General features: G+C 63.6%; 15 protein-coding genes. 2 read left to right on the forward strand and 13 right to left on the reverse strand.

Going from position 1 to position 17,089, the window contains the following annotated elements; translation table 11 throughout:
• From IB232_RS10470 to IB232_RS10515, 10 genes are read right to left on the reverse strand one after another with little or no spacing between them, the layout of a single operon-like run.
• Positions 1-1,218 (reverse strand): AAA family ATPase, encoded by a 1,218-nt coding sequence (locus IB232_RS10470; RefSeq protein WP_192398432.1) that lies wholly within the window; start codon positions 1,216-1,218, stop codon positions 1-3.
• Positions 1,212-1,712: a TadE/TadG family type IV pilus assembly protein gene (locus IB232_RS10475; RefSeq protein ID WP_412547723.1), complete on the reverse strand. Its 501-nt coding sequence runs from the start codon at positions 1,710-1,712 to the stop codon at positions 1,212-1,214. The genes IB232_RS10470 and IB232_RS10475 overlap by 7 nt, the downstream gene beginning before the upstream one ends.
• Complete coding sequence (locus IB232_RS10480; protein WP_192398434.1) at positions 1,712-2,176, reverse strand: TadE/TadG family type IV pilus assembly protein; 465 nt, start codon at positions 2,174-2,176, stop codon at positions 1,712-1,714. Before IB232_RS10480 ends, IB232_RS10475 begins: the two co-directional genes overlap by 1 nt.
• Before the next feature lie 9 nt (positions 2,177-2,185).
• On the reverse strand, positions 2,186-3,547 hold the full coding sequence (locus IB232_RS10485) for a TadE/TadG family type IV pilus assembly protein (protein WP_192398435.1): 1,362 nt from the start codon (positions 3,545-3,547) through the stop codon (positions 2,186-2,188).
• A gap of 13 nt (positions 3,548-3,560) precedes the next feature.
• A complete protein-coding gene (locus tag IB232_RS10490; RefSeq protein ID WP_192398436.1) occupies positions 3,561-3,827 on the reverse strand; it encodes a hypothetical protein in 267 nt (88 codons plus the stop codon).
• Positions 3,828-3,840: 13 nt separating this feature from the next.
• Complete coding sequence (locus tag IB232_RS10495) at positions 3,841-5,313, reverse strand: type II and III secretion system protein family protein (protein ID WP_192398438.1); 1,473 nt, start codon at positions 5,311-5,313, stop codon at positions 3,841-3,843.
• A gap of 45 nt (positions 5,314-5,358) precedes the next feature.
• Positions 5,359-6,168 (reverse strand): Flp pilus assembly protein CpaB, encoded by an 810-nt coding sequence (gene cpaB / locus IB232_RS10500; RefSeq protein ID WP_192398440.1) that lies wholly within the window; start codon positions 6,166-6,168, stop codon positions 5,359-5,361.
• Positions 6,169-6,180: 12 nt separating this feature from the next.
• Positions 6,181-7,500, reverse strand: coding sequence for an AAA family ATPase (locus IB232_RS10505; RefSeq protein WP_192398442.1), 1,320 nt, complete (start codon positions 7,498-7,500; stop codon positions 6,181-6,183).
• Between the two features lie 8 nt (positions 7,501-7,508).
• Positions 7,509-8,027: a prepilin peptidase gene (locus IB232_RS10510; protein ID WP_192398444.1), complete on the reverse strand. Its 519-nt coding sequence runs from the start codon at positions 8,025-8,027 to the stop codon at positions 7,509-7,511.
• 31 nt (positions 8,028-8,058) lie between these two features.
• On the reverse strand, positions 8,059-8,259 hold the full coding sequence (locus tag IB232_RS10515; protein WP_192398446.1) for a Flp family type IVb pilin: 201 nt from the start codon (positions 8,257-8,259) through the stop codon (positions 8,059-8,061).
• A 403-nt stretch (positions 8,260-8,662) separates the two neighbouring features.
• Between IB232_RS10515 and IB232_RS10520 the strand changes: the two genes are divergently transcribed.
• Together IB232_RS10520 and IB232_RS10525 are read left to right on the forward strand one after the other, a co-directional pair.
• Positions 8,663-9,535, forward strand: a complete 873-nt coding sequence (locus tag IB232_RS10520; RefSeq protein ID WP_192398448.1) for a response regulator transcription factor — start codon at positions 8,663-8,665, stop codon at positions 9,533-9,535.
• 129 nt (positions 9,536-9,664) lie between these two features.
• Complete coding sequence (locus tag IB232_RS10525; RefSeq protein WP_192398449.1) at positions 9,665-9,973, forward strand: TRL-like family protein; 309 nt, start codon at positions 9,665-9,667, stop codon at positions 9,971-9,973.
• Positions 9,974-10,009: 36 nt separating this feature from the next.
• Here IB232_RS10525 and ligA read toward each other — a convergent pair whose 3' ends face one another.
• From ligA to smc, 3 genes are all read right to left on the reverse strand, one after another.
• Positions 10,010-12,367 (reverse strand): NAD-dependent DNA ligase LigA, encoded by a 2,358-nt coding sequence (gene ligA / locus IB232_RS10530; protein ID WP_192398451.1) that lies wholly within the window; start codon positions 12,365-12,367, stop codon positions 10,010-10,012.
• Between the two features lie 68 nt (positions 12,368-12,435).
• The gene (zipA, locus tag IB232_RS10535; protein ID WP_192398452.1) at positions 12,436-13,242 is read right to left on the reverse strand and encodes a cell division protein ZipA; all 807 of its coding nucleotides are present in this window, start codon (positions 13,240-13,242) and stop codon (positions 12,436-12,438) included.
• 186 nt (positions 13,243-13,428) lie between these two features.
• A complete protein-coding gene (gene smc / locus IB232_RS10540) occupies positions 13,429-16,917 on the reverse strand; it encodes a chromosome segregation protein SMC (RefSeq protein ID WP_192398453.1) in 3,489 nt (1,162 codons plus the stop codon).
• Positions 16,918-17,089: the final 172 nt, after the last annotated feature.

The following is a 17,089-nucleotide window of genomic DNA, read 5'->3' on the forward strand; positions in this document are numbered from 1 at the left end:
TCACCCTCCGAACAGTCGACTGACAGTGCGTTTGAACAGGCTCTGGTCAACCTCTTCGGTGCCAGCCAGCTCTTGTTTCAAGGAACGCAACGCCAGCGTGATGGGCGCCCGTGGCGCGTGCAGTTCGAGCGGCACGCCACTGTTCTGGCTTTCGCTGACCGCAGCGAAGTCGTTGGGCAGCCGTTGCAGATCGGAACAACGCAGTGCCTCGCCGATATCCTGCAGGGTGATGGGTGCCGACTTGTTGTAGCGATTCACCACCACATGCAGACGGCTGCCATGCACACCCAGATCGTTGCGCAGGATCTGGATCAGGCGGCTGGCGTCCTTCAGATGGCTGAGGCTCTGCTGCAGCAGGATGTAGCAGTGATCGGCCTGCTCCAGGGTGATACCGGTGAGGTGGTCGATCTGCCGCGGCAGGTCCACCACGACCCAGTCGTAGCTGGAACGAGCCAGCTGCAGCAGCATCTCCAGATGTTCCAGATGGACGTCCTGGGCCAAGCACAGGTCATCGGCACGCCCTCCCAGCACATGCAGCGTGGGGCTAAAATGACTGCAGAAGCCGCGCAGGGCAACGCTGTCCATGTCCTCGACCTGCTGCATCACCTCCACGTGGCTGTGTGTCGGCAGTATGTCCAGGCTGTGGGCAACGCTGCCGAACTGCAGATCGAGATCCAGCAGTAGCGTGTTGGCTCCCATGGCGCTGAGCTGATGCGCCAGATTGCAGGCCAGCATGGTGGCGCCGGAGCCACCCTTGGCATTCATCACCGCCACTACCCGCCCGCCACTCGCGGGGGACGCGTGACTCTCCCGCAGCATGCGCTGCAGAGCGCCCAACAGTTCGCTGTCCACCACCGAATCCGGCAGGAAATCGCGAGCTCCGGCCTGCATCGCCATGCGCATGCCCTCGCGTTCATCCAGCGCGCCGCACACCAGCAGCGGGGGACGCTCATGCAGCGGACGCTGCAGCAATGCCTCCAGCTCATCGCGCCACAGATGGCTGACCCAGAGCAGGAGAAAGTCGGGCAGCTCCTCCAATCCATAGAGCGGGTCGGTATGGCCATTGCTGACCAAGCGCGTCGTGATCTGCAAACCAGGCACCTCAGAGCCGATGGCTTGCATACGCGCCAGCGCCTGCGCATCGCGGCTGCTGATCAGCAGCCTGGGGCCCGAGCGCGGGCTTGCCGTGGCCGGTGTAGTGTCTCTGTGCTTCAGCATGGCGTGATCTCCGGAACCACCCCTTCCTCGGCATGCCGGCCCAGGCTTTCTCGCGGCAACGTCGCCCGGAAAGTGGGCAAAGTGATCTGCTGGCCAAGCACGGGGATCATCAGGTCGAACGTGAAATTCTCCACCCGCAGCTGTACATAGCGGATGGCGCGGAAGCCGTTGGCGCCAGTGGTATCGGAGGGTGCAGCCACCACCGAGCCGGTGCCATCAAGGTAGACCAGGGTCAGGTCGGCGGTTTCCAGGTTGCCTATCAGGCTGCTGGCACCGGCATCCTCGGCCGCGTTGAAGATGGCCCGACGCAGGATGCGTGGATCGCTGATGTCGCAGACCGACGCCAGCCTGGCACCACGGCGTACCGTCTCGTTGAGGGTATTGACGGTGAAATACAGGCGACCCATTTCGATCACCCCGAACAACAGGATGAACAGCAGCAGCCCGATGATGGCGAATTCGACCACATAGACTCCCTGCATCTGCTGCCTCATCACAGGGCCCTCATCACGACGCTGGAGGTAAGCAGCACATTGAGCGGCACCGAATCGCCGGTGAAGCTCGGCAGCACCGTCCCTATCACCGGCTGGAAGGTGTAACTGATGCTGACAACGACATGCTCGGCGCCGAGAGCCGAGACCTGCACCTGGTCGGTGGTCAGCCCCGGCACCGTGACGGCGGAGCCGGTCTGCGCCGAGGGCACACCGTACACCGCGACGTTCTTCACCCTGGCCTGCAGCTCGCCGCTCAGCTCAACCTTGCCGAGCGTGGCGTTCCACGCCTCGCTGGCTGCGTAACGACCGGCATCGCGACCGGCCTGCAGCAGGCTGTTGTACTGGAACAACATGCGCCCGAACTCGGCAATTCCGAACAGCAACAGCAGCAACAAGGGCAGCGCGATGGCGAATTCGACCATCGCCACCCCGCGCTGCCCATTTCGCTCGTTGATGCTGGCCATGATCGCCTCCTAGGAGTCCGAACTCGGCGTGCGGTTGTTGTCGATGTAGGACTTGTACAGCTGGATGATCTGCGGCCCCTGATCACTGGCAGGATCAGGCCCCGGTACGTTGTCGCCTTCGCACTCCTCGACGAACTGGCCAAATATCTGCGACTCGTTGCCCTTCTGGCTGGCCGGTTGCAGCACGAAGAAGCAACCGAAACCGAGGACCGGAACCTGGGCAGTGCCGCCGTCGGTACCGGTACATTGGCCGACCACCACGCGCAGGATGCGGCGCTGGAACACACCATTGCTCTGGCATCCGCTACCGCTGCCAGAGATGCATTCGGCGGAGCGCTGCTGCCAGTCGTTGTAATCGAACACCGCGACACCGCTGGCAGTCGTGATGTTGCCATCGGCATCCGCCGACACCGCCTCCGTGTCACCACTCTTGCCGTTGCTCTTGCCGTAAACGATGCTGCCGCTATCGCTCAGGCTGAGCGCTCCCTGGTTACCCACCTGGGTGTAGTTGGTCACCAGATCCGGCGGGTACTCACTGCCGCTCATGCCGCCGCTGTACTCGCCGAAGCGGGTGTTTAGCCCCTGTATGGACGGGCCGACGGTATTACCCGGTTTGGTCTGTACATCGTCACCCACCAGCGGGCAGATGGTGCCGCCACCGGCCATGAGCTCACGCACGGTGCTGCCACCCGAGCCGAAATCGAGCAGCTGGAAGTTGCCCGGCCCGATGCCCGAGCTGTTGTTGCTGGCCGATTTCAAGACCTCGAGATCGCCAAAGCTGTAGCCAAAGAAGGTGTTGGGCACCGACTCGCCACAGACCATCACCGGCGCCAGGTCACAAGGACTGGTCGGGCTGGGGCCGGCAGTGGCCACGGCAGCTACTGATTTGTCTGGCGTGGTGCCGTCGCCGAATACCTGTACCACGTTCCAGAAGAAGCCAGCCAGGGGATAGTCCGGCACCGAGACTCGCACATAGCGCGCATCGCTCGGCCCGGGGAAGGAAAACGGTCCGTAGACGCTGGCGGAGAGCTCCACCACGGCGAATCCGGCTACATTGCCGGCAATGGCAGTAGCCAGTTCGGCATTGCCGGTAGCCGCGGCGTTCAGGTTGAGGGTTTGCAGCGCCGCATCGCGGCTAAGCGTTGAGGCATTGAGCGTACCCATCACCTGATGAAGGGTCTTGGCACCACTCAGCGCCGCCGCATCGACCGCATTCTGCAGGCGGGTCTTGTTAACCAGCATGTGGCTGCCATCCAGAGCCAAGGCGGCCATCAACAGCATCGACAGCATGGCGATGACGATCAGCACGATCACGGCGCCCCGCTGCCGTTGTGGCAGCGCCCTGGTGCTATGCGCTAAGCGGGTGGCCATGACGTGTCCGCTCCTACTGGATGTTGATCTGGATCGGCTGCTTCACCTGCTGGGCGTCGCCGGTCTTGCCGCGATAGCCATCCATGACCTTCTCCACCAGCGGGCCGTCGGTACCGCTCGGCGATACCTCCGTGCCAGGGTTGGCAGCGACCTCCTTGTTGGCGATCTGCTCGTAGTGGGTGGCGTAGACGCTTTGCCCGAGAGTGCCGACGCGCCCCTCGTTGTATGTCATGCAGCCAGCCACGCTGGCGAGCAAGACGGACAGGACTAGTGCTTTCATCGTCTTGCCTCCTTCACTTGAGGTCGTGACCAAAGGTGCTGCCGGTCACGCCGAGACTGACCGGCACACTGCGCCCAGGGTGGTCGCTCTTGGTCTTGCCCAACAGGTAGAAATCCATGTCGCCGGGCTCGACGAACTTCTCCGTAGGCAGGCGCACCAGCTTGGCATCCACCGGCTTGGCGATATGCGGAGTAACCAGAATGACCAACTCGGTCTCGCCCTTGATGAATTCCTGGCTGCGGAACAGATGGCCGATCACCGCGATGTCGCCCAGCCCGGGGAAGCGGCTGACGAAGTCGCGGGTGGTCTCGTTGATCAGGCCGGCGATAGCGATCGTCTGACCGTCCGCCAGCTCCACGGTGGACTGGGCACTGCGCTTGGTCAGCGACGGAATGAACTGGGCAACACCGTCGCCGAGCACGCTGTCCACTCCGCTGTCGAGCAACAGTGAGTTGACGTTGGAGATCTCACTGACCTCGACATTCAGGTTGAGATTGATGCGCCCGGCATCCAGCACCACCGGCAGGAAGCGCACTCCCACGCCGAACTCCTTGTACTCGATGGTGATGCCATCGTCCTCGGTGATCGGGATGGGAAACTCGCCACCGGAAATGAACTCGGCTTCCTGCCCGGTCAGGGTGACCAGGGTCGGCTCGGCCAGCACCTTGGCCGAGCCATCATCCTTGGCTGCCTCCAGCACCATGTCGAAGAGGAAGCTTCCGGAGGCGAACTGCGCCAGCAGCCCCTTGCCGTTGCTCAGCAAGCCATCCTCGGTCAGCGCGGAACCATTGTTGAAGCCACCCAGGTCCCAGTTGCCGGCGCTGCCGATCGCCAGGAAGCGCACGCCCAGACGTTTGACCAGGTTGCGCTGCATCTCGGCGACCTTGACCTCCAGCATCACCTGCTGGCTGCCACCGACCGTCAGCAGATTGATCACCTCCAGCGACTCGGTGGCCTTGGCCTTGGCGGCCTCGCCTTCGCCCTGGACGATGCTCGCGGTCTGCGCGGCGTAGGACTTGGCTACCTTGATGGCGGTATCCATGGCGGCGGCGCTGCCGACCTGGCCACGCAGCACCAGGGAGCCCTGGGCACTGAATACCTCGATCTTCTCGTTGGGCAGCAGCTGATACAGCTTGCCCTTCAGGCCGCTGAGGTCATGCACCACTTCCAGGTCGAGACTGTCGATGAGCTTGTTGTTGCCATCCCACAGCAGCATGTTGGTGCTGCCTAGTGACCGCCCGAGCAGATAGAGCTGGGTCGGGCTAGTGATAAGGATGTCTGCGATCTCGGGATTGCCCACCGAGATGCGCTTGACCGCCGCTCGCGTGCTTAGCACCCGCGACTTGTAGATGGGCACCTGGATACCACCGCTGTTGGCGGCCGGCATCACGCTCACCGCGGGCTGCGGCTCGGCCAGCACACCGACCGGCTGCCACAGGCAGGCGGCCACGGCCAGTATTGCTCCCATCACTCGAATGCTTTGCATGTCGCGCTCCTTGCCGGCCCGTAGGGAACGACAGGTTGATGTGGACTAGAGCTGTACCTTCGCCACGTTCACTTCGGTGCCACGGATGATGGTCACCCCGGCACCACCATTGCTGCGCCTCACTACCGGCTTGGCCACTGGCTTCGGTGGCTCGACCACGGGCGCCGGCTGGGCCACGGGTGCAGGCTCCGGCTTCTTCTGGTTATCCAGGGGGTTGCGCAGCGCCAGCTGCAGCCGTCCTTCGGTCTGCGCCTTGACCAGCACCTCGGCCTCCTCGGAGGTCATCTCCAGGGTCACCGCTCGCACCACCACCGGCTGTGTCTTGTCGGTGCTGGCGGTCTGGTCGACGGCGAGTACCCGCAGGTCTTCGAGGATGGTCTTGGATTCGGCGTCATTGTTGCTGTTGCCCACGCGCTTGGTGGCCAGCACGTCGACCCGGTTACCCGGCAGAAGGAAACCGGCGACGCCCACCACATCGTCGACCCGCACCGAGACGGCGCGCTTGCTGGTGTCAATCAACGACGCCAGGGTGCTGCCGCCAAGGTGCTCGGCAACCCGCGCAGCACGGAGGATGTCGCCACGCAGCATGGAAAACGTGGCGATCTTGCCCACCACCTTCTCCGCAGAATCGAAAGAGTCATCGGGGACCGTGCCTTTGGGCATGCGCACCTGCACGACGTGCTGAGTCTCGACCATGGTGCCGAAAGGAATCTCCACCGCTGCCACCATGACGCTTTGCATGTTGTCGTCGGGCCTGGCGTTGAGTCGCCCGCTCAGCCAGTTGTTGGCCATCCAGGCAGCGCCCAAGCCGAGCACAAGGGAAAGAACCACCAGAGAGAGAGTACGGGAGCTCATGTCTGCGCCTCCTCAACCGAGAAAATCCAGCTGCACGAAGTAATTGCGCCAGGCCCATTCCAGCTCACGGGGCGAAAGGGGACCGGAACCGTCGAGATAGCGTTGACGATCGAGGGCCATGCTCAGCAGATCGCGTGGGTGACAGGGCACCAGCGGCATGCCCTCGGCCTCGTACAGCCCTTGCAACACGTAACGCAGCAAGACGGGGTCGAACGCCAATCCGAGGCGATCGCATTCCTGGTGCCAGATGCGTTCGTAGTCCTCGGGCCTGAGATAGTTGAAATGCAGCTTGTAGCCGATACGGCGCAGGAAGGCCTCGTCGGCCAGCTCCAGCGGATTGAGGTTGGTGGAGAACACCAGAATCAGGTCGAACGGCAGTTCACAGTGACGGCCACCGCCGAGGTTGAGGAAATCACGCTTCTCCTCCATCGGCACTATCCAACGGTTGAGCAGTTCGACCGGCGCCATGCGCTGGCGGCCCATGTCGTCGATGATGAACAGGCCGTTGCTGGCCTTCAGCTGCAACGGCGCCTGGTACTGGCGACTGTAGGGGTCGTAGCGGATGTCCAGCTGTTCCATGCTCAGCTCGCCGCCAGTAATCACGATCGGCCGTTTGCAGCACAGCAGGCGGCGATCGATGCCCTCGTCGAGCATCAGCGGATTCGGTTGGGCATCTTCCAGGCTCTGGTGCACCTGGGGGTCAAAGACCTCCACCACCGACTCGTTGATAGCGATGGCGTAGGGCACCCAGATGGCCTCGGCGAACAGACGGATCAGGCGCGTGCTGATGTAGGTTTTACCGGTACCCGCCGGGCCGTAGATCATGATGGCGCGGCCGGAATTCATGGCCACGCCGAGCTGGTCGAGCATGCCGTCGGTTAAGACCACGCCACTGAAGGCGCTGCGCATGTCGCGCGCTGTGATATTGCCGTGGTGGATGGTCTGCACCTTGAGCAGGGAGCGATAGGCGCTTACCGGAAATGGCGCGGCGCCGATATAGCCGCTGCGCTCCAGTGCATCGCGCGCGGAGATGCGCCCACGATCCGTCAGCCCATAGCGCAGTGCCTGCCCACCGCTCTGCCCGAGCACTTCGATGCGCCCCTGACGCCGCAGAAACTGCAACACCTCTTCCAGAACCGCGCCGGTCAGGGCCAGACGCTCGACCAGTCTGGGCAGATCCAGCACTCCAGCATCGTGCAGATGTTTGCACAGCAGGTCGCCGAGGAAATTCTCGTTGAGGCCGGTATCGCGAATGCACTTCGGCTGCGGTGCCAGTTTCTGCACCGCCTCGCGCTCACTGGGGTAGTGCCCGCTGTCGCTGATCGCGTACATGAAGCCTCCTACCTGACCAGGTGGAACCAGTACAGGCTGGCCAGAGAGCCGACCAGAATGGCGATGGAATACGGGAAAGCCTGCGCGGAAATATCTCCAGGCTCTGGCGCCAGGTAGGTACGTGCACGAGTCATGAGCAGATATCGCGCCACGGTTCTGCCCAACTGCCCGCAAAGCACGATCATCGCAAGGCCGATGAGGCTGCCGGCGATGACGCTGACGAACGCCGCCCACATGGCGCTGTATGGATCGAGAAAGAAGCCCGTGACCCCCATCAGCTTCACATCACCGGCGGCCATGCCGCCCAGCAGATACATGGGCAGAAACAGCGCGAAGCCGGTCAGCAGCCCCAGCCCACCTTCGGCCAGGCCACTCCAGCCGCCAGCGTAGGCGCGGGTAAGGATTCCCAGCAGTAGACCAGTCAGCAGCAGGTAGTTGGGAATGCGGTGGCGATGCACATCGATCGCCACCGCAGCCCCCAGCAGCCCCAGCAGGCAAAACACCACCAGCAGCTGCTCCATGGACATGGCGGCACCCTCGCGGCCGACTGTTCGCGGATCAGCAACCGGCGCCGGCAGCGCCAGCCACGGCCTGATGCAGGCAGGTGATCTCGGTGTTGACGTTGCCACCCAAAGTCACGAAGGCGGCTACCACACCGACAGTCACCAAGCCGCCTGCCACAGCGTACTCAACGATGGTCAGGCCATTCTCGTCCCGGACGAACTTCATGATCGAAGCCTTGATAGCTGCAAGTTTCATTTTGTTCACCTCACTCGAAAGTTGCGTGTTGGAAGCCGGGCCTCTCAACCCCGCTGAGGTTCACGCTAGTGGAGGCAGAATTTTGCAGTTAGGAGTTTTTTGCGCATCGCTAGGACTTTTTTGCATCCCGGCTACGCTCTGTGAAAAGTCGACACAGGCGAACAAGCGGAACCTCTCTTGGGACGGTTCTGTAAACGATTCGCAAGCGACAAGCGGAGCGCGAGGACGCCTCGAGAAATGGTCAGTTTTTAAAATAGAAAGCCCGTAAATTCAGCTACTTACATCTCATAAAACGCAACAGAACTAAGCGTGCCGGCGATATTTCGATTCCGTATTTGTACTGATGGCACATTGACAATACTCCTCACATTGGGGAGCCAGAAAAATGTGCAGAGCTAAGTGAATGAAGTCTAACTCGGCCACTAACAACAACCAGCGCAAGCCAGTGCTGCTTTGGCTGGACCTGACCCATGACCGCTCCACCGAGGAGCTCATGGAGCAGTTCCGTCTGACCTGCGATTGTCGGCTGGCCAAGGAATCCGGATTGCCAGCGCGCGAGGCCCAGCAGCCGGACATGATCTGCATGCACTTTGACCGCCCCGATGTCCTCGGGTTGAATCTGGTTCTGGAGGTCAAGCGCACCGCACCTTCTATTCCCATCACCATGTTCACCGTGCAGCACTCCGAGGAACTGGCCGTCTGGGCCATGCGCTCAGGGGTCTGGGAGTATCTGGTACTGCCACTGGGCAACCAGGAGAAGAGCCGCTACCTGCAATCGCTGGAGCACCTCTGCCAGTTGCGTTGGCAGGAAGACATCCATGCCAAGAAGCCGCAGGTCGAGCACTGCGGCAGCCTGCCGGACAGCATTCGCCTGACCAAGGAACATCAGAAGCACCATGCCCTGCAGAAGGCCATTTCCTACATCGACCAGCACTATCGCGAAGGTATCGATCAGAAGGACTTGGCCCAGCGCTGTGGCATGACGCCATTTCGCTTCTCCCGCCTGTTCAAGGAAGTACACGGCCTGGGCTTCATGGAATATGTGCTGCGCAAGCGCATGGACCTGGCCAAGGAGTTGCTCAACAACAGCCAGATGCCGGTCACCAGCATTGGCTACGAGGCCGGCTTCAAGGATCCGTCCTACTTCGCGCGAGCCTTCAAGCAGTGCCTGGGCTGCACTCCCAGCGAATACCGAGACGCCAGCCGCCCACCGCTGCCCGGACTCGCCGGCACCTCGCTGCACGATGGCAACCTGGGATTGCTAGCAAATACCTGAATAGATGCGCAGAATTTGAACCAGTCAACGCTGCGGGCAAGCGCGTTTGCTCCACGACACGTCCTTGGTTAAGGTGCCCCGAGCCCGGTATTGGGCCGGGTCGTATTAAAAAGCCAAGGATGCTACATCATGATCAAACGTATTCTGACTGCCACTGCTTTCGCCACCCTGCTGAGCGGCTGCGCCAACGGTCTGTCGCCGGTAGGTGTAGGCCTGATCACCGACGTTAAAGGCCCGATCACCGCTACCACCGCCCAAGGCGGCAAGCAGGGCACTTCCTGCGCCACCACCATCATCGGCCTGGTCAACAAGGGCGACGCTTCCATCGAAGCCGCCAAGGCCAACGGCAGCATCTCCACCGTTGCCACCGCCGACTACCACACCAAGGGCTTCTACCCCTTCTACGGCAAGACCTGCGTCAACGTCACCGGCCAGTAATGGTCAGGGCCCCGGCGTTCGCCGGGGCCTCTTAGCTCAGAGCCCGTAACCGGCCAGCAGCTGCAGAAACTCCGCTTCGTCCATCACCTTCACGCCCAGTTCACTGGCCTTCGCCAACTTTGAGCCGGCTCCCGGTCCGGCCACCACGCAGTGGGTCTTGGCCGATACCGATCCCGCCACCTTGGCGCCCAGGCCTTCCAGTTTGTCCTTGCCGACATCGCGGCTCATGGTCTCCAGCGTGCCGGTGAGCACCCAGGTCTGCCCCGCCAGCGGCAAGCCCTCGACCACCTTCTTCTCGCTTTCCCAGTGCATACCGAAGTCACGCAGCTGCTCCTCGATGCGCGCAGCGCGCTCGGCGTTGGCCGGCACATCGAAGAAGTCGCGCAGGGACTTGGCGGCCTTCTCGTTGAGACGCTCGACCTGGCGCAGATCCAGCCAATCGGCCTTGATCACCCCCTCCAGGCTGCCGAATTTGGCCGCCAGTTTCTCGGCACCAGTAGCGGCGATGAAGGGGATGTTGAGTTTGTCGATAAAGCCTGACAGGGTCGCGCAGGCGGCGAATTCGGCACTGAGCTCGCCCTCCTCCTGCAGCTCGACGCCGCGGGCCAGCAGGTCGTCGATGACCTTGAGGTTGTGCGAGTCGCCGAAGAAATTGTGGATCTCGAAAGCCACTTCCAAGCCGACGTCCGGCAGGTAGGTCAGCACTTCCGGCAGCGCCACGCGGATGCGCGCCAGGGAGCCAAGGGCGCGAGCCAGCAGCTTGGCGGTTTCCTCGCCCACATCCGGGATGCCCAGGGCATAGATGAAGCGTGCCAGGGTCGGCTTGGCGCTGGCCTTGATCGCCGCCAGCAGGTTGCGGGTCGACAGATCGGCGAAGCCTTCCAGCGCCACCACCTGCTCGTACGTCAGGGTGAACAGGTCCGCTGGCGAAGCCACCAGTCCGGTATCCACCAGTTGCTCGACGATCTTGTCGCCCAGGCCCTCGATATCCAGGGCGCGGCGCGAAGCGAAATGGATGATCGCCTGCTTCAGCTGGGCGCCGCAGGCCAGGCGGCCGACGCAGCGGTAGACCGAGCCTTCGCTGGTGGTTTGCTTGCCCTTGGCGCGCTTGACCAGTTGGGTGCGCTCAACCGCGGAGCCGCACACCGGGCACTGCTCCGGCACATGCACCGGACGCGCATCGGCGGGACGGCGCTCGGCCACCACCTGCATCACCTGGGGAATCACGTCACCGGCGCGGCGGATGATCACTGTATCGCCGATCATCAGGCCCAGGCGCGCCACTTCGTCCATGTTGTGCAGCGTGGCGTTGGCCACGGTGACGCCGGCCACCTTGACCGGCTTGAGCCGCGCCACCGGCGTGACGGCGCCGGTGCGGCCGACCTGGAACTCTACATCCAGCAGCTCGGTGAGCTCTTCCTGGGCCGGGAACTTGTGGGCCAGCGCCCAGTGTGGGGTACGCGCACGAAAGCCCAGCTGCTGCTGGTCCTCGATGTTGTTGACCTTGAACACTACGCCGTCGATGTCATAGGCCAGGCCCATGCGCCGCTCGCCGATATCGCGGTAGTAGTCCAGGCAGGCTTCCACGCCCTTTGCCAGCTTCAGCTCCCGGCTGATCGGCACGCCCCAAGCCTTGAGCTGTTGCAGCATGCCGACCTGGGTGGCCGGCAGCTCGCCACTGACCTGGCCGACACCGTAGCAGCAGAACTCCAGCGGGCGGCTGGCGGTGATGCGCGGGTCGAGCTGACGCAGGCTGCCGGCGGCGGCGTTACGCGGGTTGGCGAAGGTCTTGCCGCCGCTCTCGGCCTGGCGCGCATTGAGCTCGTCGAAGCCGGCCTTGGGCATGTATACCTCGCCGCGCACTTCCAGCAGCGCCGGCCAACCTTCGCCCTTGAGCTTCAGCGGTACGTTGCGGATGGTACGCACGTTGGCGCTGATGTCTTCACCGGTACTGCCGTCACCACGAGTGGCACCACGTACCAACTGGCCATCGCGGTACAGCAGGCTGACGGCCAGGCCATCGAGCTTGGGCTCGCAGCTGTATTCCACCTCGGCGCCACCGCCAAACAGATCCCCGCCGGAAACGCCGAGGCCGTTCTGCACGCTGCGATCGAAGGCACGCAGGTCCTCTTCCTCGAAACCGTTGCCCAGGCTGAGCATGGGCACCTCGTGGCGCACCTCGCCGAAGGCGCTCAGCGCCTCGCCCCCTACGCGCTGGGTCGGTGACTCCGGTGTCACCAGTTCGGGATGCTCCGCCTCCAGGGCCTGCAGCTCGCGGAACAGGCGGTCGTACTCGGCGTCTGGCACGCTCGGCTCGTCCAGCACGTAGTAGCGGTAGTTGTGCTCGTCCAGTTCGGCACGGAGGTCGGCAATGCGTTGATCGGCGTCGGTCATGGTGCGTGTGTCCTTGAAAACGACAAGAGCAGCCTAGGCTGCTCTTGGGATTGCATGCGGTGAAGCTGTCAGCGCTTGCCGGCGAGCTGCTTCTTGCGCTCGAACTCGACTATACGTTGACGGTAGTGCTCGATGGTCTGCGCGGTCATCACGCTGCGCTGATCGTCCTTCAGCTCGCCGTTCAGCTCGTGGGCCAGCTTGCGCGCGGCGGCGATCATAACGTCGAAGGCCTGCTTCGGATGGCGCGGGCCCGGCAGGCCGAGGAAGAAGCTCACCGCCGGGGTGTAGAACAGCTCGAAGTCGTCCAGATCGAAGGTGCCCGGCTTGACGCCGTTGGCCATGGAGAACAGCACCTCGCCGTTGCCGGCCATGCTCTCGTGGCGATGGAAGATGTCCATCTCGCCGAAGCGCAGGCCACTCTCCAGGATGTTCTGCAGCAGCGCCGGGCCCTTGAAGCCATCGGCATCGCGGGCGATCACGTTGATCACCAGCACTTCTTCCACCGGCAGCGCCTCGCGGGCCTGGGCAGGCAGCTCATCGTCATCCTCGACCGGGATCAGCAGGGTCGGTACCGGCTCGTCGGCGTCCAGCCCCAGATCGCCCTGTTTGGGTTCGAGGTTGCGCTTGCGATTGAGCTCGCTGGCGCTGACGGTGGGCATATCCGCCTCGTTGAATTCGGGCTCGCGCTTGCGATCGATGACCCGTGCCGGACCGAGCAGGTCGGGATCGGCATCGTCGTCCGGCAGGTTGCTGAAACTGTGGTCCAGCTTGAACTTCAACTTGCCACTGCCGCCCCGCATCCGACGCCAGCCATCAAACAGAATGCCGACGATGACGATGACACCAACGACGATCAGCCAATAGCGCAGCTCCATGAAACTCCTAAGCCCCTGAACGATGAAAATGTAATGAAAATAAGGGCTTCCTGCCCCTTTGGAACGCGAACAACTGTATGTTTCTACAGGTATTTTTCGCGCGTAACAAAAGTGGAGCCTAAGCTAGCACGACGAACGGTAAATGTGCACCGTCGCAAGGCATTTTGCCGCGTTTGCTGCCCTGCTTCAGGCCTCTACCAGCGTCATAGCCTCCTCGACGTCCACGGCCACCAGGCGCGAGCAACCCGGCTCGTGCATGGTCACCCCCATCAGCTGATCGGCCATTTCCATGGCGATCTTGTTGTGGGTGATATAGATGAACTGCACTGTCTCCGACATTTCCTTGACCAGCCGCGCATAGCGGCCGACGTTGGCGTCATCGAGCGGCGCATCCACTTCATCGAGCATGCAGAACGGCGCCGGGTTCAACTTGAAGATGGCGAACACCAGGGCCAGGGCCGTCAGCGCCTTCTCGCCGCCGGACAACAAGTGGATGGTGCTGTTCTTCTTGCCCGGCGGGCGCGCCATGATCGCCACCCCGGTATCCAGCAGGTCCTCGCCAGTCAGTTCCAGGTAGGCATGGCCGCCGCCGAACACCTTGGGGAACAGCGCCTGTAGGCCGGAGTTGATCTGATCGAAGGTCTCCTTGAAGCGGTTGCGGGTCTCCTTGTCGATCTTGCGGATAACGTTCTCCAGGGTCTCCAGCGCCTCCACCAGGTCGGCGTTCTGCGCATCCAGGTAGCGCTTGCGCTCGGACTGCTGCTGGTATTCGTCGATGGCCGCCAGGTTAATCGCGCCCAGGCGAGCGATACGCCCCGCCAGCTGCTCCAGCTGCTGGTCCCAGGCCGCCTCGCTGGCCTCGGCGGGCAGCGTGGCGAGTACCCCGTGCAGGTCATAGCCGTCTTCCAGCAACTGATCCTGCAGCGCCTTGCGCCGAATGTTCAGGCCCTGCCAGTCCATGCGTTGCTGTTCCAGTTGGCCACGCAGCAGTTGCGCCTGCTGCTCTGCCTGGCCGCGGCGCTTCTCGGCATCGCGCAGCTCGCGGTCGGCATCTTCCAGGGCCAGGCGGGCGAGCTTGAGCTCGTCCTCCACGCCCATCCGTCTTTCCAGCAACTCTTCGAGCTTCATGCGCAGCTCTTCCAGCGGCGCGGCGCCCTCCTCCAGATTGAGGTTGAGCTGCTCGCGGCGCTCGATGGCACGCTCGAACTGCAGTTCCAGGCGCTCCAGGGCCTGGCGCGTAGATTCGTGCTGAGCCTTGATCGAACCCAGGCGCACGGCCAGCTGATGGGCGTGATCCTTGTGCTGGCGTGCCTCCTGGCGCACCCGGTCGAGGCGCTCGCGCAGCTGGTCGCGGCTGGCCAGCAGTTGCTCGCGCTGTTCGGTGTCGATGGCCATGGCGTCCAGCGCGTCCTGCAGGACCAGGCGTGACTCGCCCAGCTGTTCCTGCTCCAGCTCGCGCTGCTCGGCGGCCTCACCCTGCTCTTCCTCCAGACGGCGGCGACGCAGCGCCAGCTGCTCGGCCTTGGCCTGGCCGGCGGAGAGTTTGGCCTTCAGCTCGCCCTGGCGACGCGCTTCGTCCTGCACCAGGCGACGCTGCTGTTCGCGCGCCTCTTCCTGCTGGCGCTGTGCGGCCTGCAGGCGCTGTAGGTTCTCCTCGAGATCGGCCAGGGCCGCCTCGCGCTCGTCACGCTCGGCCTGCAGCCGTTCCAGCTCCTGGCCGCGTGCCAGCACGCCGCTCTCCGCCTCGCTGGCACGCCGCACACGCAGGAACTGCCGGCCGACCCAGTAACCGTCGCGGCTGATCAGCGACTCGCCATCGCCCAGCTGCAGGCGCTGGGCCAGGGCCTGATCCAGGTTCTCCACCGGGCGTACCTTGCCCAGCCAGGGCGCCAGGTCGATATTCGCCTCGACCTTGTCCAGCAGGCTGCCGGCGATGCGACTGCCACCGGGCTGCGGATTGATCAGGCGCAGCTCGCCCTGATCGAAGCCGCTCAGGTTCAAGCCATTGAAATCGTCCAACAGCACGGCCTGCAGATCGGCGCCCAGCACCGTCTCCACGGCCAGTTCCCAACCGCTTTCCACACGCAGGCCTTCGGCCAGGCGCGGGCGATTGCTCAGCTGCTGTTCACGCAGCCACTCGGCGGCGCCCTTGCCGGGATTCAGCGCGGCCTGCTGCAGCGCCTCCAGCGAAGCGAGGCGGCCGTTCAGCCGCTGCAATTCGCCTTGGGCCTGTTGCTGGGCCTGGCTGGCCTGCTGCAGTTCGCCACGCAGCTGCTCGAGGCGCTCGGCCTGGCCTGCTTCGGCGGCGTGCAGCTCTTCCAGCTGCATGTCGCTGACGGCCAGCTGCTCGGCCAGTTCGAGTATGGCGGCGTCTTCGGGATCGGCGGCCAGCTGCATCAGCTCATCGCTGAGGCGGCGCTGACGCTCCACCAGGCGCTCCAGGCTCTGTTCCAGCTGGGCGATGCGCGATTGCTGCACTTCGGCCTGGCGGCGCGGCTCGGCGCTGCGCTGGTTGAAACTCTCCCACTGCTCCTGCCAGCCGTGCATGGCTCCTTCGGCCTCCTCCAGGGCGGCGGCGGACTCCTCGGCGGCGGCGCTGGTCAGTTCCTGCTCGGGTTCGAGCATGGCCAGCTCTTCACCCAGGGTGGCCAGCAGGGTGCGGTCGTGGCCCAGGTGCGACTCGGTTTCCAGGCGCGCGCGCTCGGCCTCGTTGAGATCGTCCTGCAGCTGGCGCAGGCGCTGCTGGCCGTGCTGGATGCTCTGCTCGACACGGGCGATATCACCGCCCACTGAGTAGAAGCGTGCCTGCACCTGGTTGAAGCGTTCGGACAGCTCGTGGTGGCCGTCGCGCAGACGCTCGATGCTGGCGTCGGCGCTGCGCTGCTCGGCCACCAGGGCCTCGTAGGCCACTTCCTGATCGCCGATCACCTGCTCGCGACTGCCCACCTGCAGGTTCAGCGCCTGCCAGCGCAGGGCCGACAGCTGGGCCTTGAGCTGTCGCTCCTCGGCCTTGTATTCCTGATACTTCTCAGCGGCCTGGGCCTGGCGGTGCAGGCGTTCGAGCTGGCGCTCCAGTTCTTCGCGAAGGTCGGTCAGGCGCGCCAGGTTTTCCTGGGTACGGCGGATGCGGCTCTCGGTCTCGCGGCGGCGCTCCTTGTACTTGGAGATGCCGGCGGCTTCCTCGATGAAATTCCGCAGATCCTCGGGTTTCGCCTCGATCAGCTTGGAGATCATGCCCTGCTCGATGATCGAGTAGCTGCGCGGGCCCAGGCCGGTACCGAGGAAGATGTCAGTGATATCGCGCCGGCGGCACTTGGTGCCGTTGAGGAAATAGGTGTTCTGCGAGTCGCGGGTCACCCGGCGGCGGATGGAAATCTCGGCGAAGGCGGCGTACTCGCCGACCAGGCTGCCGTCGGAGTTGTCGAAGATCAGCTCGATGGAGGCCTGAGTCACCGGCTTGCGGGTGTTGGAGCCGTTGAAGATGACATCGGTCATCGACTCGCCGCGCAGGTTCTTCGCCGAGCTCTCGCCCATCACCCAGCGCACGGCGTCGATGATGTTGGACTTGCCGCAGCCGTTGGGCCCGACCACCGCCGCCATATTGCTGGGGAAGTTGACCGTGGTGGGGTCGACGAAGGACTTGAAGCCCGCCAGCTTGATGCACTTCAGGCGCATGCCAGGGCCTCCGCGGGCGCGGATCGGGAAGACTGCAGAACGCGGCTATCCGCTGCCATGAAGCTCATGGATTTCCTTGAAAAAGGGGGCAAATCTGGGGGTCGGCGGAGTGTATCACAGGGTTTTTCGCGGCCAAGAGCCGCGGCCGCGCTATGCTGGCGGCCCCGATCAT

Origin of the sequence: Pseudomonas sp. PDM15 (assembly GCF_014851565.1) — a bacterium.
Taxonomy (GTDB): Bacteria; Pseudomonadota; Gammaproteobacteria; order Pseudomonadales; family Pseudomonadaceae; genus Aquipseudomonas.